The sequence below is a fragment of the Portibacter lacus genome (assembly GCF_021533215.1).
GTDB lineage: Bacteria > Bacteroidota > Bacteroidia > Chitinophagales > Saprospiraceae > Portibacter > Portibacter lacus.
On the sequence record NZ_JAJNKA010000019.1, the window covers coordinates 1 to 19,758 of the forward strand.

19 protein-coding genes are annotated in these 19,758 nt (G+C 37.0%); 10 read left to right on the forward strand and 9 right to left on the reverse strand.

From position 1 onward, the window contains the following. Positions 1 to 761 precede the first annotated feature (761 nt). From L2586_RS22295 to L2586_RS22325, 7 genes are all read left to right on the forward strand, one after another. Positions 762 to 1,802, forward strand: a complete 1,041-nt coding sequence (locus L2586_RS22295) for a glycoside hydrolase family 113 (protein ID WP_235295181.1) — start codon at positions 762 to 764, stop codon at positions 1,800 to 1,802. Positions 1,803 to 1,805: 3 nt separating this feature from the next. Continuing rightward, on the forward strand, positions 1,806 to 2,660 hold the full coding sequence (gene panC / locus L2586_RS22300) for a pantoate--beta-alanine ligase (RefSeq protein WP_235295182.1): 855 nt from the start codon (positions 1,806 to 1,808) through the stop codon (positions 2,658 to 2,660). Between the two features lie 132 nt (positions 2,661 to 2,792). Next, entirely contained in the window at positions 2,793 to 3,140 is a 348-nt protein-coding gene (panD, locus tag L2586_RS22305) for an aspartate 1-decarboxylase (RefSeq protein WP_235295183.1), read from the forward strand. A gap of 6 nt (positions 3,141 to 3,146) precedes the next feature. Next, complete coding sequence (locus tag L2586_RS22310; RefSeq protein ID WP_235295184.1) at positions 3,147 to 4,223, forward strand: lysylphosphatidylglycerol synthase transmembrane domain-containing protein; 1,077 nt, start codon at positions 3,147 to 3,149, stop codon at positions 4,221 to 4,223. Next, the gene (gene rfaE2 / locus L2586_RS22315; protein WP_235295185.1) at positions 4,189 to 4,683 is read left to right on the forward strand and encodes a D-glycero-beta-D-manno-heptose 1-phosphate adenylyltransferase; all 495 of its coding nucleotides are present in this window, start codon (positions 4,189 to 4,191) and stop codon (positions 4,681 to 4,683) included. Before L2586_RS22310 ends, rfaE2 begins: the two co-directional genes overlap by 35 nt. After that, positions 4,680 to 5,474 carry a Nif3-like dinuclear metal center hexameric protein gene (locus tag L2586_RS22320; RefSeq protein WP_235295186.1) on the forward strand — a complete coding sequence of 265 codons (795 nt, stop codon included), beginning with the start codon at positions 4,680 to 4,682 and terminating at the stop codon, positions 5,472 to 5,474. The genes rfaE2 and L2586_RS22320 overlap by 4 nt, the downstream gene beginning before the upstream one ends. Positions 5,475 to 5,483: 9 nt before the next feature. After that, complete coding sequence (locus L2586_RS22325) at positions 5,484 to 6,236, forward strand: zinc ribbon domain-containing protein (RefSeq protein WP_235295187.1); 753 nt, start codon at positions 5,484 to 5,486, stop codon at positions 6,234 to 6,236. 75 nt (positions 6,237 to 6,311) lie between these two features. Here the strand turns inward: L2586_RS22325 and L2586_RS22330 are convergent, their stop codons facing one another. Genes L2586_RS22330 through L2586_RS22350 form a run of 5 tightly spaced genes read right to left on the reverse strand, consistent with a single transcriptional unit; the run spans position 6,312 to position 10,182 of the window. After that, positions 6,312 to 7,400, reverse strand: a complete 1,089-nt coding sequence (locus tag L2586_RS22330) for a Gfo/Idh/MocA family protein (protein ID WP_394804429.1) — start codon at positions 7,398 to 7,400, stop codon at positions 6,312 to 6,314. Continuing rightward, positions 7,400 to 8,200, reverse strand: a complete 801-nt coding sequence (locus L2586_RS22335; protein ID WP_235295189.1) for an alpha/beta hydrolase — start codon at positions 8,198 to 8,200, stop codon at positions 7,400 to 7,402. Before L2586_RS22335 ends, L2586_RS22330 begins: the two co-directional genes overlap by 1 nt. A gap of 4 nt (positions 8,201 to 8,204) precedes the next feature. Beyond that, positions 8,205 to 8,885 carry an ABC transporter ATP-binding protein gene (locus L2586_RS22340; protein ID WP_235295190.1) on the reverse strand — a complete coding sequence of 227 codons (681 nt, stop codon included), beginning with the start codon at positions 8,883 to 8,885 and terminating at the stop codon, positions 8,205 to 8,207. Next, complete coding sequence (locus L2586_RS22345) at positions 8,879 to 9,805, reverse strand: hypothetical protein (RefSeq protein ID WP_235295191.1); 927 nt, start codon at positions 9,803 to 9,805, stop codon at positions 8,879 to 8,881. Before L2586_RS22345 ends, L2586_RS22340 begins: the two co-directional genes overlap by 7 nt. A 2-nt stretch (positions 9,806 to 9,807) precedes the next feature. Further along, complete coding sequence (locus L2586_RS22350; RefSeq protein WP_235295192.1) at positions 9,808 to 10,182, reverse strand: VOC family protein; 375 nt, start codon at positions 10,180 to 10,182, stop codon at positions 9,808 to 9,810. Positions 10,183 to 10,240: 58 nt separating this feature from the next. Here L2586_RS22350 and L2586_RS22355 point away from each other — a divergent pair, with 58 nt between their 5' ends. Next, complete coding sequence (locus L2586_RS22355; protein ID WP_235295193.1) at positions 10,241 to 11,176, forward strand: NAD-dependent epimerase/dehydratase family protein; 936 nt, start codon at positions 10,241 to 10,243, stop codon at positions 11,174 to 11,176. A gap of 30 nt (positions 11,177 to 11,206) precedes the next feature. After that, positions 11,207 to 12,391 (forward strand): glycine C-acetyltransferase, encoded by a 1,185-nt coding sequence (gene kbl / locus L2586_RS22360; protein ID WP_235295194.1) that lies wholly within the window; start codon positions 11,207 to 11,209, stop codon positions 12,389 to 12,391. Between the two features lie 135 nt (positions 12,392 to 12,526). Here the strand turns inward: kbl and L2586_RS22365 are convergent, their stop codons facing one another. From L2586_RS22365 to L2586_RS22380, 4 genes are all read right to left on the reverse strand, one after another. Beyond that, the gene (locus L2586_RS22365; RefSeq protein WP_235295195.1) at positions 12,527 to 13,165 is read right to left on the reverse strand and encodes a hypothetical protein; all 639 of its coding nucleotides are present in this window, start codon (positions 13,163 to 13,165) and stop codon (positions 12,527 to 12,529) included. 134 nt (positions 13,166 to 13,299) lie between these two features. Beyond that, positions 13,300 to 14,535 carry an ABC transporter permease gene (locus tag L2586_RS22370; RefSeq protein ID WP_235295196.1) on the reverse strand — a complete coding sequence of 412 codons (1,236 nt, stop codon included), beginning with the start codon at positions 14,533 to 14,535 and terminating at the stop codon, positions 13,300 to 13,302. Then, on the reverse strand, positions 14,532 to 15,185 hold the full coding sequence (locus L2586_RS22375) for an ABC transporter ATP-binding protein (protein ID WP_317218964.1): 654 nt from the start codon (positions 15,183 to 15,185) through the stop codon (positions 14,532 to 14,534). Before L2586_RS22375 ends, L2586_RS22370 begins: the two co-directional genes overlap by 4 nt. A 131-nt stretch (positions 15,186 to 15,316) precedes the next feature. Next, the gene (locus tag L2586_RS22380; protein ID WP_235295198.1) at positions 15,317 to 16,219 is read right to left on the reverse strand and encodes an ROK family protein; all 903 of its coding nucleotides are present in this window, start codon (positions 16,217 to 16,219) and stop codon (positions 15,317 to 15,319) included. A 182-nt stretch (positions 16,220 to 16,401) separates the two neighbouring features. Here L2586_RS22380 and ileS point away from each other — a divergent pair, with 182 nt between their 5' ends. Continuing rightward, positions 16,402 to 19,674 (forward strand): isoleucine--tRNA ligase, encoded by a 3,273-nt coding sequence (gene ileS, locus L2586_RS22385; RefSeq protein ID WP_235295199.1) that lies wholly within the window; start codon positions 16,402 to 16,404, stop codon positions 19,672 to 19,674. The last annotated feature ends 84 nt before the right edge of the window (positions 19,675 to 19,758 follow it).

Consider the following 19,758-nt stretch of genomic DNA (forward strand, 5'->3'; position numbering starts at 1 on the left):
CAAATGAGTGACAGCAGTCACTCATTAGTTAAGGGACCAAAACCAACGGATTTTGGATGGGTTGGTCGAACCTCCACGAAGAGCTGATCTAAGCTCTAAAGGTTGCTTCTGGATATCCATCCATTAGCAAAATAAATTAGCTTTTCATTCACTAATCACTAATCTGATTTTTGTCATTTTGCTTTCCAATGGTCAGATCGCTTAGGTGAATTATTATTCTCAATGAATAATTCATGCTCGATAAAAGCTTGCCGACCCCTAGACTTCGTTGCAGCTCGACGATCTATACCTTGCCACAAAAAAAAGCGATACCTAAATGAATAGATATCGCTTTTATTTATGAATTTGCTGTGAGAGAAGGATTCGAACCTCCACGAAGAGCTTAGCTTAGCTCTAAAGTTTAGAAAATCTAAACTTTAAAACCAGTTTGTCGCTTGGTCTTCACCCCCGAGACAGGAGGGCATGTCTGCCAATTTCATCACCTCACATTGTATTGTTATCGCTTTCGATATGACAAATATACAACCAAACAAACCTTTTGTGCAAATTATTTTAATAAAAAGATAAAATATTTATAATAATATCAATAAACACCTTAATATGATGAAAATATAATAATATGAATATGTATTTGCGCTGGATTTTTAGAGGATTTAAAATATAATTTAGAATATCTACACGTTTTGTTATTTTTATAATAAATACCTTTACCTAAAATTGAAATCCTGAAAAGATTATTCATATATATAATTGTAGTTGTATTGCTTGGAATAGGTATTCTCGCGGCGTCGTTTATAAACATTGACCTAGAAGAAAAAGATGTAGAAGGTCCAGTTGCGAAATACGATTTTAAGAAAGAACCCAAAATTAAAGGATTAACTTTTGTTGCACCTCCTCGACCGTTTAGTGAGAACCCTATGCCTTATATTCAATCAGTAAATGCAGAATGGATAGCAGTTATTCCTTATGGTTTCATACCGAAAGACGATCATAAAGTAGCGCATGGTTCGGAAAGACAATGGTGGGGTGAAAGAGAAGAAGGCGTAGTGGAAACCATTACTAAAGCTCATGAAAGTGGTCTGCGGGTGATGATCAAACCACAAATATGGATGCATGGATCCTGGATCGGAGATTTTACGCTCGATAATGATAAACACTGGCAAGAATGGGAAGAAACCTATTCGAAATATATCCTTCAATATGCTAGGATTGCCCAAGAGCAAGGAGTCGATATGCTTTGCATTGGCACAGAATTCAAAAAGGCAATGCAAGATAATTCTGATTATTGGTACCATCTAATTGATCAGATTAGAGCCGTTTATGATGGGCCGTTAACTTACTCGAGTAACTGGGACGAATATAAAGATGTGCCGATTTGGGATAAGCTAGATTATATAGGAATTAGTGCATATTTCCCATTGACAGACGAAAAAGAACCTTCTCATGCTACCTTGAAAAAAGAATGGAAACCAGTCGTGAAAGAACTTGAGCGATTTGCCAATAAACATAAGAAAAAAATCATCTTTACAGAATTTGGATACCTTAGTGTAGATGGCTGCGCAGGGAAAACGTGGATTTTAGAGAAAGAACGAGATAAACACAATCAGAATCAAAAAGCTCAAGCTGACGCTTTCCATTGCCTTTTTTCTACTTTTTGGGATGAAGATTGGTGGGCTGGCGGTTTTTTCTGGAAGTGGTATCCTGAAATGAGACCGAATAGAAAAGATTTTTACAATAAAGATTACTCTCCACAGGGTAAATTAGCAGAAAAGACCATCGCTGAATGGTATGGAAAAAGATAGAAATTGGAATTAATAGAAACGAACTTAGCGCTTAATCAGCGCATCGAAGCCTTAAGAGCAGCAGGAAAAACAATAGGATTTGTACCAACTTTAGGAGCACTTCATGATGGTCACGCCTCCTTAATTAGAAAGTCAAAAAGGAAATCTGACATCACTGTCTGTTCGATATTTGTGAATCCTACACAGTTTAATGACCCCAGCGATCTCAAGAAGTATCCCAGAACATATGAGGCCGATAGTAAGTTACTGACGTCTTTAGAAACGGATATTTTATATATGCCGAGTGTGAAAGAAGTATACCCTAGCGATTTAGACACAGCAGTTCATGTCGATTTTGGAAACTTATTTACCGTAATGGAAGGCGCTCACAGACCAGGACATTTCGATGGCGTTGTGCAAGTTGTAAAGCGACTTTTAGATATTGTGAAGCCAGATCAATTATATATGGGGCAGAAGGACTTTCAGCAATTCACGATCATTCAGCATATGATAAATGAATTGAAAATGCCTGTAGAACTGGTGGTTTGCAAAATAAAAAGAGAAGATCATGGGCTTGCGATGAGTTCGAGAAATGAACGACTTGTTCCAAGCATCCGAGAAAGGGCAAGTATTATTCGCAAAACCATGATTGCGGTAAAGAGAAAAATAAAAAAGAAGCCATTTTCAGAAATAAAAGAATATGCTACTCATCGGATGACCATCCCGGATTTCAAGCCAGAGTATTTTTCGATCGTCGATGGCAATAACTTACAGCGGGTAACTTCCTATGAAGACTCGGATTATATAGTGGCTTGTACAGCGGTGTGGGCAGGTGAAATTCGCTTGATAGATAACATAATTTTAAAACATGAAAAGTAAAGTTTCTGGTTTTAGAGCTATTAAATTAGAGGTAACCAAAAGATAATACGAGACTTTGTTTTAGGATTTGAACTTTTAACCCTAAAAAATTATTCATTAAAGTGATTCTAATTTTATAATTTTGCACGCAATATGCTATTAACAATACACAAGTCTAAAATACACAGAGCTCGGATAACTGAGGCTAACCTGAATTATGTAGGGAGCATCACCATTGATGAAGCATTAATGGAAGCTGCTAACTTCTATGAAGGAGAGAAGGTTCAAATCGTTAACAACAATAATGGTGAACGAATAGAAACCTATGTGATTAAAGGAGAAAGAGGGAGCGGTGTTCTTTGTCTTAATGGTGCTGCAGCAAGAAAGGCTGAAGTAGGAGATGTGGTCATCATCATTTCTTATGCACTTATGACACCTGAAGAGGCTAAGAATTATAGTCCTGTCACTGTTTTCCCTGATGAAAATAATTCTGTAAACTAAACCGATTTGGGCGATAAAGTAAAGGCTTTTTTAAAGTTTTTAGTGTTCTTCGCCTCAGGTGGGATCATTCTCTATTTATTATATCGAAGTCAAGCGAATGCATTTGCAGAGCAATGCTTGATAGATGGTATTCCTTCTGATGATTGTAATTATTTTCAGAAAATCATGACCGATTTTCGATCCGTGAAAATTGCATGGTTACTTTTAGTAATCCTAATGTACATGGCTTCTAATATTAGTCGCGCCGCTAGGTGGATGATGATGTTCAAGCCACTGGGACATACCGTAAAATTTAAAAACGCCCTAGGAACCTTGATGATCGGCTACTTTGCCAACTTAGGATTACCTAGACTTGGAGAAGTGTTAAGGCCAGTTGCCTTATCAAGATATGAGAAAATAAGTGTTGAGAAGGTTGTCGGGACTATTGTAGCTGAGAGAGCACTGGATGTCATCATGTTATTACTCTTTATAGGTTTAGCTTTACTACTAGAATACGATAGATTGTGGAGTTATATCTTAGAAAATCAAGCGATCCTTGATAAAGTGATGCCTATATTGACTAGTCCTCTTTTTTATATTTTGATCCTCATTTTTGCGGTATCAGGAATTCTCTTAATTAGAAGTGCTTGGTTTAAGAAATCTAAATTAGGAGTTAAAGTATTTGGTTTAGTTCATGGGCTGATGGAGGGTATAAAGTCGATTTTCAATTTAGAAAGACCATCACTCTTTATCCTGCACACGGTATTCATATGGGTGATGTATTTTTTGATGACGAGATTGTGCTTTTACGCATTTGAACCTACAGCTGGATTAAGTTTAGTAGCTGGTCTAATGGTATTTGTCTTTGGGACCTTGGGGATTGTTTTTCCATCTCCAGGAGGAATGGGTTCTTATCACGCATTAATTATGGCTGGGCTAGCAATTTACGGTGTGGAACAAGCAGATAGTTTTTCATATGCCAATATTATATTTTTCACCATTCAGTTGTTCTGTAATGTATTCTTTGGGCTTCTTGCTTACATATTGTTACCTTTATTGAATAAGAATTATGAAGGGGAATTATCTACACAAAATACAAACTGATCTAGATGAGGCTTTGACTTTTTTAGGTCAATGTTTTTCTGAGCCAGCTAAAATTGTTTTTACCAATGGTTGTTTCGATATCCTCCATTCAGGACATTTACAATATCTTAATGAAGCAAGGAATTTAGGAGACTTCCTGATAGTAGGCGTGAATGATGATGATTCAGTCAAAAGATTAAAAGGCACAAAAAGGCCGATCGTGCCACTCATAGAAAGAATGGAAATGCTAAGTGGCCTGCAGATGGTAGACATGGTGATTCCTTTTTCAGAAGACACACCTATGAACTTGATTCAAAGCATCAAGCCAGATATTCTTGTAAAAGGAGGGGATTACCAGCTCCATGAAATTGTTGGTGCAGAATTTGTCCAGTCTATAGGAGGAAGCGTAGAAATGCTCAGTTTTAGGGATGGAGCTTCTACAACCAATATCATCGAAGAAATTATAAAGAAATATTCATGACTACTATTCTTGAATTAACAACCTATCTGGAAGAAATTGCGCCATTGCATTTTCAAGAGAGTTATGATAATGCAGGATTGATATACGGCGACCCTGACGCAAGTGTAGAGGGTGTTTTGATCAGTCTAGATCTTACGGAGGCCGTAATTGATGACGCCATAGCGAATGGATGCAATGTGATCGTTAGTCATCATCCGATTATTTTCAGAGGGATAAAGAAGTTTCATGGTCATTATGTAGATCGAACTGTAGCAAAGGCGATTAAAAATGATATCGCCATCTATGCCATTCATACTAATTTAGATAATGTATTAGAAAATGGAGTAAATGGAAAAATTGCAGAGAAAATAGGCCTGAAAGATACAGGAATCCTCTCGATTAAGCCCGAATTAGATGAAAATGGAAAAGTAGGATCAGGTGTTACTGGAATTTTGCAAAATGAGATGAGTGAAATTGATTTTCTGGATCATTTGAAGAAAAGCATGGAGTTAAAAGTGGTGAAACATACCGCTTTATTAGATCAAACCATTAAGAAAGTTGCAATATGCGGCGGTTCGGGGTCGTTTCTTTTAAGTGCTGCAATTCGTTGTGGAGCTGATGCGTTTATAACATCTGACTTTAAGTATCATGAGTTTTTCGATGCAGATAGTAAGATTGTTATCATAGACATTGGACATTTTGAGAGCGAGCAGTTCACAATCAATCTTTTATATGATCTAATTACAAATAAATTTAGTAACTTTGCAGCCCGTTGCACAAAAGTGAACACCAATCCAGTTAATTATTATTAAAAATAAGAAATGGCAAGTACAAAAGAACTAACTGTAGCAGAGAAATTACAGGACTTATATAAGCTTCAGACGATTGATAGTAAAATCGATGAAATTGGGATTTTGAAAGGAGCACTTCCTATGGAAGTTGGAGATTTAGAAGATGATATAGTTGGTCTTGAAAAGAGAATCGCTAGAAATGTAGAAGCAGTAGATGAGTTAGAAACTGAGATTTCTAGACACAATGGAAACATTAAAGATAGTGAAGTACTTATTGAAAAATATGAGAAGCAACTAGAAAGTGTTAAGAATAATCGAGAGTTTGATGCTTTGAATAAAGAAATCGAGCTTCAGAAACTTGAAATTTTGCTTTCTCAAAAGAAAATTAAAGAAATCGCTGTTAAGCTTGTAGCTAAGAAAGAAACGGTTGATGCTTCTAAATTGAGATTCGAAGGAAAGAATAAAGACTTAGAAGTTAAGAAAGTAGAGCTTGAGAAGATTATCGCGAAGACTGAAAAAGAAGAAGCTAAACTTCAGAAAGAAGCAGATAAGATCAGAAAGAAGATCGAAGAGAGATTATTAAAATCTTACGATAAGATCAGATCTAGATATAAAAACGGTATCGCTGTAGCAGTAGTAGCTAGAGAAGCATGTGGAGGTTGTTTTAATAGAATCCCACCTCAGGTGATCATAGAAATTGGAAACAGTAAGAAAATTATTGCTTGCGAACACTGTGGTAGAGTTTTAGTTGGACCTGAATTAGTAGGTGTAGAAGTAGACTAGTATCGTTAACAAACGAAGAAAATATATAAGAGGTTATTTCATTTCATGGAATAGCCTCTTTTTCGTTATTGCTTTTTATTTTAAATATACCCTTTTACCTGTTTTTGCACTTTTTCTGGCAGCATCCAATATCTCAATTACGATAATGTTGTTTTCAATAGATGATAGATCAAATGGCTTTACCTCAATGGTCCCATTTATGACTCCAGCAAAAAATGTAAATGGATCGGCATAAGGATACTTTCGGTCCTCTAATTTTATTTTTTCCTCAGAATAGCCGTCATAACCTTCTGCTATTCTAATTCGTAGATCATTTTTATTATCTGCAAAAATGGCCCCAGTTAAACCATATATCTCCATGTCTTTTCTTCCGATAGGCCAGTTCCAAGATGGTTGAAGAATGGCATTAGAACTTCCATAATCCAAAATAATAATTGCTTCATCGTCCACTTTAGGATTGTTCTCTTTCTGTAATTGCTGCGTATTTGCCGTAACCGATAATGGTTTCTTTCCGTTGTGAATCCAAGTCGAAAGGTTCGCACCGTAGCATCCGAAATCCGTAATTGCTCCACCTCCATTGTCTATTGGATCCGTTAACCATTCTAGAAACTCTTCATTGACACCAATCTTTTTGGGACCTCGATGTCCATCATTCACAATAATTTTTCTTAGGTCACCGATCTTGCCAGCTTTTAAAAGTTCATTGGCCTTAATATTAGAAGGATACCATGTTGTCTCGTAATTCGTAATTAAATGTACATTGTGTTTCTTAGCCAATGCGGCCATTTTCTTAGCGTGGTTCAGATTAACCGCTAATGGTTTTTCGACCATAACATGGATGCCCCTAGGTGCACATTCTTGCACAACTGCTAAATGGTCATAGATTGTCCCAAATGCCGCAACTGCATCGACCTTCTGAACTGCTAGCATTTCCTCCAATGTTGAATAGACTAGATCTAAAGAAATGTTATACTGATTTGCATATCTAGTAGCTAATTCAAGATTGGGTTCTACATATCCTACTACTTCAAAATCCTCATTTTCTGGGTAGCCTAATATCCAGTGCACATGGGTGTGAGTAAGGCCCACAACGCCTAATTTTAGTTTTTCAGATTTAGCATGTAGACTTATGACCGAAAAAAATATAATTAGAAAAAACTTCATCATTTTTTAAATTTTTCAAATGCAGCATAAACAGCTAAGTGTAATGCATCTCCGTGGTCTTGCTCCTTGAGATACTTAAATCCTATATTCTTAAGTGGCTTTAAGCTTTTATATAATGCTTTAGCATCATTTTTCATGATCTTTCCTTCTTTCCCTACGGCAACGAATATGGATTTATTAGCTATCGGTTTTCGTTTGATTTTTAACAAAGATTGATTATCCCACCATAGACTAGGACTCACTATGATATATCGATCGAAGAGATCGGGTTTCTTAAATAGAATTTCAGTCGCCAAAAGGCCGCCCAAAGACTGTCCTATAATGGTTTTGTATCCTGAGGTGTTATAGTTCGTCTGTATGTATGGTTGTACTTCTTGTTCTATAAAACTGATAAAGTTTTCGGAAAAGCCAGTCGTAGGAAAATCTACTAGATCTGCAGCAATGGTCGTAGGGAAGGTGAAATCTTTTTTCCTATCTACATTTTTTATACCCACCACAATAGTAGGTGGAATCATATTGATCCACGAGAATGATGCAAATTGAACTAGTCCGACGATGTGTATAAAATCTTCATCTAAACCTCCATCCAATAAGTAAATTACCGGATATGTTTCGGCATTCTTTTCATCATATCCAGCAGGTAAGTATATATTTAGTGTCCTAGATTCATTTAAAATATCCGACTGTAGTTCAATAGCTTCACCCAGTATGATCGGATTTTTGCTTTTATTATGACCCATATCTTGGCCGAAGACGATATTTCCCAGCATTACAAATACTAGAATTTTGAATATGCTCATACAATTATTTTAATCTTAGGTTACTAGTTTTATCTCCGATGATATCTGTAATCATCTCGTCTTCCACCGATTGGAATTCAGCCTTTTCAGCACTTTTTACAATAATGCCCTCTCTTAGCAAATGAATCTGATCACAGTTGTCTGCTAAGGTAGAAAAGATATGAGATGAAATAATAACAATTTTTCCCAGATTCTTTAGTTTCTGAATAATGTCATTAATAATAAGATTACTCTGAATGTCCACTCCATTAAAAGGCTCATCCAGAATGTAGATATCATTTTGCTGGAGAAGGATTGCCATTAAGGCCAGCTTTTTCTTCATCCCAGTGGAGTAATGTTCCGCATAATCGGATAAAGGAAGCTCGAATATATTCTGCTCTTCGAAATCATCTTCTTTAACATTACGCGCAAGGCTGAAGAGTTTTAAATATTCCCAGCCCGTAATTTTGCTCATGAAAATAGGATTCGTGGGAAGAAAACCAAGGTGATTCTTCAAAATATCAAATTCAGAGTTCAATTTTCCATGACACGTTTCTAGCCCAGCGATTCCCCTGAAGAGTGTTGTTTTCCCTGCACCGTTTTTACCAACGATTCCATAAACATTTCCCTTTTCGAAAGTCAAGGAAATACCTTTTAATACTTCTTTTTTCCCAAATGATTTTTTAATATCTATAATTTCTAACATGCTAGGATCGGATTTAATTTTTGGATTGCCCGTTTATAAAATGAAGGTAGCGTGAAGATCATTATTGGCGGGCAAATCATAGAAATGAGAATAATTATAGATTGTGGTATGCTTATTTCATTCGGAAAAGCAGCGTACTTTCCTAGTATTATCGTAATAAGATAAAGGTATCCGACGGCATATATGATCGGGACAACATACCATAATGTAGTATAAAAGATCAGCAATACAAGGGAAGGTAGGATCGTGAGAACTGAAACGTTAATGATTGCAGTCTTGATTTTTACCATTAAAAATTGATGAGGAGTTTTACTATTGATCCATACGAAGTATTCATTTTCGGGTATAAAGAAGTAAGACATAGACAATAAAAAAAGAAAACTAAAGGAGGCAAAAGCAAGATTTTCATTTCCAACTTGGATTCCTTTGAAGATTAAAAAATACGCAAGTAACACGAATATGTAAGATCGGCGAAAACCTATTATAAATTCGAAGGGACGAGAACGGAATGGTGTGGGTACTTTAAAATTGACATTCCTACCCTGAGGAACAAATGCCATTATGATGGTCAATAAAAATAAAATGACCAGTGATAGCCATTCCATCTTATAGATAAGAAATCCCATGAAAGGAGTAGCTATCAGTAATTTGGACACCAGATTAAGAATAAAAGATTGTTTTGTAGTAAAGATCGATTGTACTTGCTTGTCCGAGAAATACTGAGTTGCATACGCACCAGCGAAAGGGTAGATCCACTTTGCCATTGGTGATTTGTAAAATAAGAAAACCGAAGCCAGAATAAAGGCAGCTAGAATTAGAACGACAAGGACGATTGTTGGAATTTCATAATCGGCAGCTTTTCGAGAAAATCGCTTGAGCTGGAGACTAAAATAATATTTAATCGCGCTACTGTTAATCATGTCTAAATTCTCCAAGGTGGATTTAATCTGTTTTCACCCGCAAAGTAAAGAATTAATTGGTTGCCATCTGGATCTTTTAACCTCGCCTCTCGCCACAGCCACGATTTGTCATTCGGCATTTCATCGAATTGGATTCCACTATTAGAAAGCTCATTCACGTATTCATCTAATGCTTTACATTCGAAATAAACGTATATTCCATCGCCTTTCGGTAGCTCTTTTACTTCATGTAAAGAAAAAGTAGCTTGGCCATCGGGGCATTCAAATCGAGCATAGTGGGGTAGTGCTTTGACAATTAATTTTAACCCGAGTTGCTCATAGAATGGTATGGATACATTGAGATCTAGAGAAGGGACTGTGATTTGATTCAAATTCATTTGCTAAAAATACTTAAGATTTTCTTGGCTATAAATTTATTCATAGTAGATTTATTCTATGAAAGAAAAAAAGATATTGCTTACTGGTGCGAATGGCCAGATTGGCACGGCATTAACGAAGGCCTTGCGCGATATTCACGGAAAAGAAAATGTAATAGCCACAGACATTACAGAGCCAAAAATTAAAAATGAGCCTTTCGATTTTATCGATATCTTAAATAAGGTGCGGCTAAAAGAATATATAGGAGATTATAAGATTACACAGATATATCACTTGGCAGCCATCCTATCTGCAAGTGGCGAATTAAATCCCCAGAAGACTTGGGAGGTGAACCTTAACGGTTTGCTAAGTATATTGGATATAGCGGTCGATTTAAAATTGAACAAGGTCTTTTTTCCTTCTACGATTGCTGTCTATGGACCGACAACACTTAGGAAGAATACACCTCAGCACGTTTCGCTGGAACCTGAAACCGTTTATGGAATGAGTAAGGTGGCGGGTGAGCTTTGGTGTAACTACTACAACTTAAAGTATGGAGTGGATGCTAGATCGGTGAGATATCCAGGAATCATTGGTTACCAAAGCATTCCTCAAGGTGGAACTACAGATTATGCAGTGGAAATGTTTCACGCAGCTATCAAGGGTGAGCCCTATGAGTGTTTTCTAAAGGCAGATACAAAATTACCTATGATGTATATGCCAGATGCCATTCGCGCAACAACGGAACTGATGGAAACGGATGCGAAAGACATTAGAGTGAGAACGAGCTATAATCTTGCAGCGATGTCATTTAGCCCTGTTGAATTAGTGGAGGAAATACGAAAGCATTATCCGAATTTTGAAGTAAGTTATAAGCCAGATTTCAGACAAGATATCGCTGCTTCCTGGTCGGAAAGTATAGATGATTCAAGTGCTAGAGCAGATTGGAATTGGGAGAATGAGTTTGATATAACGAAGATGACGGAAGATATGATTAAGAATTTAACAAAGTAGATTTAGGTCAATTTTTATAAAAGAGAAACGATGAATAAAATAAACGAACAGCTAGCCCAAGAACTTAATGAAATCAGAGAAGCTGGATTGTACAAGGAGGAAAGAATCATTACTACGCCGCAATCCTCAAAAATTGAGACTGATGAAGCAGGGAAAGTTCTAAATTTTTGTGCGAATAATTACTTAGGTTTATCCTCTAATGCGGACGTGATTCAAGCTTCTAAGGAGGCGATCGATAGTCACGGTTTTGGAATGTCATCGGTTCGTTTTATTTGTGGTACTCAAGATATTCACAAGGAACTAGAATCTAAGATTGCTGAATTTCTAGGGATGGAAGATGCGATTTTGTATGCAGCAGCATTCGATGCGAATGGTGGTTTGTTCGAACCATTGTTAGGAGCAGAAGATGCAATCATTTCGGATTCCTTGAATCATGCTTCTATCATCGATGGGATCAGATTGTGTAAAGCGAAAAGATTCAGATATGATAGCAATAATATGGCGGATCTGGAGGAGAAATTGAAAGAAGCTCAAGGTGCACGAAGAATAATGATCGCAACGGATGGCGTGTTTTCTATGGATGGTGTCATAGCTCAAGTGGATAAGATTTGTGACCTTGCGGATAAATATGGAGCATTAGTAATGCTTGATGATTGCCATTCAACTGGATTTACCGGAAAAACTGGACGTGGAACACATGAATATTGCGGTGCAATGGGAAGGGTGGATATCATTACAGGAACATTTGGGAAAGCACTGGGCGGGGCGTCTGGCGGATTCACGGCTGCTTCAAAAGAGATCGTACAGATGTTACGTCAGAAATCAAGACCATATTTGTTCTCGAATACGCTGATGCCTTCTATAGTAGGTGCTTCCATTAAAGTTTTGGATGTTTTGTCTAAGTCTACAGCACTTAGAGATAAATTAGAACACAATACTCAGATATTCAGAAAGGGGATGAATGACGCTGGATTTGATATTATTCCTGGCGTTCATCCGATTGTGCCAGTTATGTTATATGATGCCAAGTTGTCCCAAGATTTCGCGGCGAAGTTGTTAGACGAAGGAATCTATGTAATTGGGTTCTTTTTTCCGGTGGTTCCTAAAGGCAAGGCAAGAATTAGGGTTCAGATTTCAGCTGGACATGAAGAAGAAGATATTCATAAAGCCATCGCGGCCTTTACTAAAGTTGGAAAGGAATTAGGAGTGATTTAATTGATCTAAGGACAGTTGTTAAAATAAAATTAGGACTTCGCGGCAAAGCTCGAAGTCCCAAAGGAATTAGGTAACTATATTATGAATTTCTACTACTTAAAATCTAGCTCGGAAGCAACTTTTTTAGCTTGTTAATTACTCCTCTATAACTACAGAAATATTAAGATTGAAACTGGTTAACAGACCGAAAGTGGAATTGTTGCTCACTTCTTCGAATTTCAAATCAGGTGCTTCTGCTAGCAAACTCTTTAAGTTATGTGCAGTTGATTCAACGACTTTATTAGTGGTATAATGAATTCCAGCCCCAAGGCCGAATTCCATATATATTTTCTTAGTCAGATTAAATCTTACAGAACCAAGCGCATCAGCCGCAATCCGATTTTGTTTAAAATCAATTTTGAGATCATTGGCTCTCCCAGAAAAGGTCATCGGATGATAAAAGAAAACGTCTGTTGTAACTCTTTGATACATTAGATTAGGTCCTAGAGTCAGGAATCCTCGCTTGAAGTCAGTTATGTAGTATTGAAGACCAGACTTAGCTCTGAAGCCGGGACTGTCGAATAAGCCAAGAACATAGGTGAATTCATTTGCTGAATTAAGTTTATCATTTATTCTAATGTCCAAACTTGCTTGGAAGCCTGAATATAAATTGATGATAGAAGAAGGTGATAAACCGATGGCTAATTTCGGAAAAGAGGTAGAATTCTGTGCTTTTAAATTGATAGTAGATAAACTAGCAATTAAAATTACAATAAGAATGAATTGATTTTTCATTTGAATAGGTTTTTATTTATTCAAATGTAGGCCGCTCAACTATGGGCATAAATACTAAAATCGATAATCACATATTTGTAATTATACAATATGTATAATGTAGGAAAGTTAAATTGAGATAAAATTTAGAATTTTTAGCCATTCAAGGTTTCATGAATGTTCGTCTTGGCAGCTTTAATCGCTGGAATGACTGCAGCTAGAATACCTATGGCTAGTGCCCCTAGTGCTAAGTATGCTTCCTCCTTGAAAAATCTAAGACCTGAAAAGCTATACTTGTAACTTCCTTCCATTCCATTCGCAACGAAATACATTCCGATGTGTGCAATGGCTAGTCCTAAGATTGTTCCGATAATAGCAATTAGTAATCCTTCCATGAGAATAAGGCTGAATAACCTTGTACGGCCAGAGCCAAGTACCCTCATGACAGCGAGTTCGTATTTTCTTTCCTTTAAAGAATTAAATAGTGAAATGAAAATGCTTAATGCAGAAACAATAATTAATATCAGAGCAAGATACCTTAGTGTTTCGACACCGATACCAATCATAGAGTACAGCCGATTAATCTCATATACTGGACTAGCGGCCATCATATCTGTATTGCTGTTAATAGCTCTTGGCATATTCAATGCAGGGATACTTTTTCGACTTTTAAACTGGACAAGAATGGATGTTATCTCCTTGTCTTCATATTGCATCAGTTGTTCTGCTGTTAGAATATTGTCCATTTTTTCAGCAGAATGATCGTGCTCGTGTACTTCCCATATCGTATTCGGACTGGTTAGGATAAGTTGGTCGATGACCGAACCAGTTGCTTCTAATATTCCGACGACTTTAAACTTTGTATCGTGTTCATGGGTCATGCCATCATCATCATTGAAGCCATGTGAACTATCAAATTCAGATCCTACTTTAAGTCCAGCAGTTTCTGCTACTGCTTTCCCGATCACCACATCGAATGCATCCTTCCACATTTCTCCAGTTTCGATAGATGCAGCATATAAATCCAAAATTCCAGGAAGTGTACCAACTATTCTGAATTGACTATAACTATCTCCTAGAGATAATGGGATATTTGTTTTTAGATATGGATGCTTTGGATTTAAAAATGGTTTCGCCTCGCCGACACCGATGTTCCCAGTTGGATTATCGATGTGGTACATGTTACAAAGAATCATCTGTAAAGGACTCCCTTTCGCACCGATAACCATATCTATTTCAGCTTGATTTCGGTCAAACTGTTCTTTCAGCTGCGTATTAACTTGAATTAATAAAGAAATTAAACCTACACCTAGCGCGAATAAAAGCACATTTAGGAGCAGATTTAATGGCCTGTGAAGCAAATTTTTCCATGTTAGCATCAAATTGTTCATCCGAGTAAAATTTGATGGTTCACAATATCTTTTAATCTACCATCGTGCGTGACGATAAGCAGTGCTGCATCTAGATCTACGGCAGTCTTCTGAAGCAATTGAATAACTTGTTCGCATGACTGATCGTCTAGCGCAGAAGTGGGTTCATCCGCCAAGATCACTTTAGGCTTATTCAATACCGCTCGTGCTACAGAAGCTCTTTGTAATTCTCCTTGACTTAAAGTATTAGGCTTAGCATACGCCCGATGCTTGATTTCTAAGTTTTCGAGTATTGCTAGAATCTCATTTTTATCCTGTTTTCGCCCAGCTAATTTTTGAGTCAATAATAAGTTAGACAGAATGTTAATAGATGCAATAAAATGAGGCTTTTGAAATACGATGCCGATGTTTTGTCCTCTATATTGGTCAATGTTTTTACTTGATAAACTTGTAATATCTTGACCATCGATGATGATTTCTCCTGTCTTAGGTTTAATCAATCCGCCGAGTAAATGAAGTAGTGTTGTCTTCCCCACTCCTGATTTTCCTAAAATTAAACAAGACTCACCATTGTTACAGCTGATATCTGGAAAAGCGAAACTCGCATCCGAATGGTAAGAAAATGTTATGTTTTTAGTCTGTATCAGTTGCCCGAAATTTAATATTAATATTTACTGAAATTATGATTTTACTTCTTTTTCAATTGCAGGTCTAACATAGCAAAAATTAATATTACCCTATAATTATCATCTGCTCATTTCTGGAAATATGACCTCATTAACAATTCATTATAGATTTCGTTCTATAGTAATGCTGCACCATAGACTCCAGCACTGTCGCCTAACTTTGGTCTTAAGAATTTGGTGTTCATGTAATCATTAAACAAGTACTCCTTTACTTTTTCCACGCCTAATGTATATAACTCATCTACATTACCTACACCGCCTCCGAGAACGACAACATCTGGATCTAAAAAATTTAAAATACTAGCAATTCCTCTTCCGAAACGATCGAATAATCTTTCCATCGTTAGTTTCGCATGAACATCATCACCTGCTCGATAATGTTGAACAATCTCTTTCAATCCCATTTTTTTACCAGAAATCTGTTCGTACCACTTCTCTGTAAATGGTCCGGATATCACCGTTTCTGCACACCCAACATTTCCGCAGTAACACATTCCACCTGAATCATCTAGATGCATGTGACCCCATTCTCCTCCTATTCCGTGGAGTCCATTTAGAATCTGACCATTGATGACGATTCCGCCACCTACACCAGTTCCCATAATTACACCGAAAACCACTTTCGCATCAGGCGCATGTTCTTGAACCGAACCAAGCATCGTTTCAGCCATGGCGAAACAATTTGCATCATTAGCCATTCGTACATCTTTACCCATTTCTTCGGATAATTCCTTTTGGAAAGGTTTGCCATTTACACAGGTTGCGTTCGAATTCTTAAGCAAACCTGTTTTCGCATCGATAGACCCAGGTGTTCCTATCCCTATTTTCTCAAAAGTATAATCCACTTCTTCTTCTAGTGCACGGACAAGATTTTTAATATTCTGCTTGATATGTTCATATCCCTTTTCCTTTTCAGTGGGGACTCTTTTCCGAGCAACGACATCTAAAAAATTCCCCTCTTTTATAACAACGCCCTCTATTTTAGTGCCGCCTAAATCAATTCCAAGTAAATATGCCATAAGCTAATGTTTGTGTTACAAGAATAATGAAAAATTCCTAATTAGATGCTTTCCTAAGTTATAATTGGTTTCTTATTCCATAAAATTGAAAGTTCTAGAATTCTAAATCAAAAAATCGCTTTTCGTTAATCTTCATTCGTTAATCAATTTAGTATCTTTGCGCCTCAAATTTTTTATAGGATATGACATTGTACAGGGAATATAAGGGCTTAAACTTGCCAGCGATCGATCAAGAGATACTTGAATTCTGGGAAAAAGAAGGAATTTTTAAGAGAAGTATTGACGAAAAAGACGAAAATAACACCTTTGTTTTTTATGAAGGTCCTCCTTCTGCAAATGGAAAGCCTGGTATTCACCATGTAATGGCTCGGACAGTGAAGGATCTATTTTGTAGGTTTCAGACCATGAAAGGGAAAAGAGTAGATCGAAAAGGTGGATGGGATACACACGGACTGCCTGTAGAATTAAAAGTGGAAAGTAATTTAGGGATCACGAAAGAAGATATCGGTACTAAGATTACAGTGGAAGAGTATAATCGACTTTGCCGTGAAACCGTTATGCAATTCAAAGATCAGTGGGATGACCTCACAGTGAAGATGGGTTACTGGGTAGATCTAGATAAGCCATACATCACCTTTGAAAATAATTACATAGAATCAGTCTGGAATATTCTTTCAGAATTATATAATAAAGGCCTTATATATAAAGGGTATACTATTCAGCCTTATTCGCCAGCTGCTGGAACGGGATTAAGTACGCACGAATTAAACTTGCCAGGTTGTTATCAGAATGTCAAGGATACTTCTGCTGTAGCAATGTTCAAAGTTGAAAAGGATGAAAAGTCGGCTACTTTTTTCGAGGAAGAAGATGAGGACGTAAGAATTATTGCTTGGACGACGACACCATGGACACTGCCTTCTAATACAGGATTAACCGTAGGAGCGAAGATAGACTATGTGAAGGTGAAGTGTATGAGTCCTTATACTGATGTTCCTGTGAGTGTCATCTTAGCGAAAGAGCTAGTAGGTAAGTGGTTCGGCGGTAACAATCAGCCAACGATCATCGAGCAATCGCCTTCTTTTAAAGGAGTTGAGTTAGAAGGAATTCGATATGAGCAGCTTTTAGATTTCGGGAATGAAATTGAAGAATTGAATGGTGGAACGGATGCGTTTAAAGTGATACTTGGAGATTTTGTTACAACTGAAGATGGAACGGGAATTGTTCATACAGCGCCATCTTTTGGTGCAGATGATAGAAGAGTAGGGATTAATAATGGACTTGGAACTCTAACATTAGTAGACAAGCAAGGGAAATTCATTGATTCTGTCGGAGAATTTTCTGGAAGATATGTGAAGAATTATAAGGATGATCCTGATTATGTCAATGTTGATGTAGATCTTTCGATACATCTAAAAATGGAAAATAAGGCTTTTAATGTTGCTAGATATGAGCATAATTATCCTCATTGCTGGAGAACAGATAAGCCGATTTTGTATTATCCATTAGATTCTTGGTTTGTAAAAGCTTCAGCCAAGAAGGAAAGAATGGCTGAACTAAATAAGCAGATTAATTGGAAGCCTGATCATACAGGATCTGGACGTTTTGGATCATGGTTGGAAAATCTTCAAGATTGGAATTTATCAAGATCTAGATTCTGGGGGATTCCATTGCCGATCTGGAGAACGGAAGATGGAGAGCAGGAGAAAATGATAGGTTCTATTGCACAACTTAATGCAGAAATTGAAAAAGCGAATGAAAAACTTGGGTTGTCTCAAGTTGCTCCTAAAGACCTGCATAGACCATTTATAGATGACGTGATTCTTGTGTCAGATAGCGGAGAAAGAATGGTAAGAGAATTAGACCTGATCGATGTATGGTTTGATAGTGGTTCGATGCCTTATGCTCAGTGGCACTATCCGTTCGAAAATGAAGAAGTTTTCAATAAGAATTTCCCAGCGGATTTTATTTCTGAAGGAGTGGATCAGACGAGAGGCTGGTTTTATTCATTGCACGCCATTAGTACAATGATTAAGGATAGCTATGCATTTAAGAATGTAGTTTCTACAGGATTAGTCTTAGATAAGAATGGACAGAAAATGTCGAAGAGATTAGGCAATTCAGTTGATCCATTCGAGACCTTAAGCCAGCATGGAGCAGATGCACCTAGATGGTACATGATGACCAATGCGAATCCGTGGGACAATTTGAAATTTGATATTGCAGGGATTGATGAGGTAAAAAGAAAGTTTTTCGGAACATTATATAATACGTATTCATTCTTTAGTTTATATGCCAATATAGATAAGTTCTCTTATGCGGAGACTTCTATTCCGATGGAAGATAGAACGGAGATCGATCGATGGGTAATTTCAAAATTGAATTCAACGATTAAATTCGTAGACGAATCTTTTGCGGATTATGAACCGACTAAAGCAGGTAGAGCTATTCAGGATTTTGTAGAGAACCACCTGAGTAACTGGTATGTTCGATTATGTAGAAGACGTTACTGGAAAGGTGAATACGAATCAGATAAGATTGCAGCTTATCAGACATTGTATGAATGTTTGATTGCGATCACAAAATTAATGAGTCCTATATCTCCATTCTTTGCGGATTGGTTGTACAAGAACTTGAATGAAGTTAGTGGATTGGAGTCACATCCATCTGTTCACTTAGCGGATTTCCCACAAGCTTCTGATGAATTAATAGATCTGGAATTAGAAGAAAGAATGGATTATGCTCAACGAATTTCTTCGTTGGTATTGTCTCTTAGAAAGAAAGAGAAGATCAGGGTTCGTCAGCCTTTACAAAAAATTTTACTTCCTGTCTTAAATGAAGGTTTTAAAGCGCAAGTAGAAGCGGTTAAAGATTTAATATTGGCAGAGGTCAATGTAAAAGAAATCGAATACATTACAGATACGGACGGAGTTATCAAAAAGAAAATCAAACCTAATTTCAAGACTCTTGGACGTAAGTTGGGAAAGAATATGAAAGCTGGAGGTGCTATAATCATGGCATTAGGTCAAGAAGATATTGCGAAGATAGAGTCGGAAAATGCTTATTTGCTTTCGATCGGTGAAGATCAATATGATTTGACGCTTGAGGATTTCGAAATTGTTTCAGAAGATATTCCAGGATGGCAAGTCGCTAATGACAGAGACTTGGTCGTTGCTTTAGATGTAACGATTACAGAGGCTCTAGGATTAGAAGGATTAGCACGAGAGATTGTAAACAGAGTTCAGAATATGAGAAAATCATCTGATTTCAATGTTACCGATCGAATAAATATCGGTATTGCTGGATCAGAAGTGTTAAGCAGTGTGATCGAAGGACATGGTGCTTATATCAAGGCGGAGACGTTAGCAGATGCAATTGAATTAGTAGAAAGTCTGGAAGGAGAAGAGGATGAATTAAATGACGGTGTGATGGCAGTTATTAAAGTGAGTAAGTCTTAATAACGATCTTTTAAATAAAAAAAAAGCTTTGAAGAACATCATGTTTTTCAAAGCTTTTTTATTTAAAGTGGGTTATCTAGTGCT

What these genes read in the sequence shown, in the direction of transcription:
- L2586_RS22320 (WP_235295186.1), top strand. Translation starts at nt 4,680, where the DNA reads ATGACTACTATTCTTGAATTAACAACCTATCTGGAAGAAATTGCGCCA.
- L2586_RS22330 (WP_394804429.1), bottom strand. Translation starts at nt 7,400, where the DNA reads ATGAAGTTTTTTCTAATTATATTTTTTTCGGTCATAAGTCTACATGCT.
- L2586_RS22365 (WP_235295195.1), bottom strand. Translation starts at nt 13,165, where the DNA reads ATGAAAAATCAATTCATTCTTATTGTAATTTTAATTGCTAGTTTATCT.
- L2586_RS22370 (WP_235295196.1), bottom strand. Translation starts at nt 14,535, where the DNA reads ATGAACAATTTGATGCTAACATGGAAAAATTTGCTTCACAGGCCATTA.
- L2586_RS22325 (WP_235295187.1), top strand. Translation starts at nt 5,484, where the DNA reads ATGGCAAGTACAAAAGAACTAACTGTAGCAGAGAAATTACAGGACTTA.
- L2586_RS22335 (WP_235295189.1), bottom strand. Translation starts at nt 8,200, where the DNA reads ATGAGCATATTCAAAATTCTAGTATTTGTAATGCTGGGAAATATCGTC.
- L2586_RS22345 (WP_235295191.1), bottom strand. Translation starts at nt 9,805, where the DNA reads ATGATTAACAGTAGCGCGATTAAATATTATTTTAGTCTCCAGCTCAAG.
- L2586_RS22340 (WP_235295190.1), bottom strand. Translation starts at nt 8,885, where the DNA reads ATGTTAGAAATTATAGATATTAAAAAATCATTTGGGAAAAAAGAAGTA.
- kbl (WP_235295194.1), top strand. Translation starts at nt 11,207, where the DNA reads ATGAATAAAATAAACGAACAGCTAGCCCAAGAACTTAATGAAATCAGA.
- panD (WP_235295183.1), top strand. Translation starts at nt 2,793, where the DNA reads ATGCTATTAACAATACACAAGTCTAAAATACACAGAGCTCGGATAACT.
- L2586_RS22350 (WP_235295192.1), bottom strand. Translation starts at nt 10,182, where the DNA reads ATGAATTTGAATCAAATCACAGTCCCTTCTCTAGATCTCAATGTATCC.
- L2586_RS22380 (WP_235295198.1), bottom strand. Translation starts at nt 16,219, where the DNA reads ATGGCATATTTACTTGGAATTGATTTAGGCGGCACTAAAATAGAGGGC.
- ileS (WP_235295199.1), top strand. Translation starts at nt 16,402, where the DNA reads ATGACATTGTACAGGGAATATAAGGGCTTAAACTTGCCAGCGATCGAT.
- L2586_RS22355 (WP_235295193.1), top strand. Translation starts at nt 10,241, where the DNA reads ATGAAAGAAAAAAAGATATTGCTTACTGGTGCGAATGGCCAGATTGGC.
- rfaE2 (WP_235295185.1), top strand. Translation starts at nt 4,189, where the DNA reads ATGAAGGGGAATTATCTACACAAAATACAAACTGATCTAGATGAGGCT.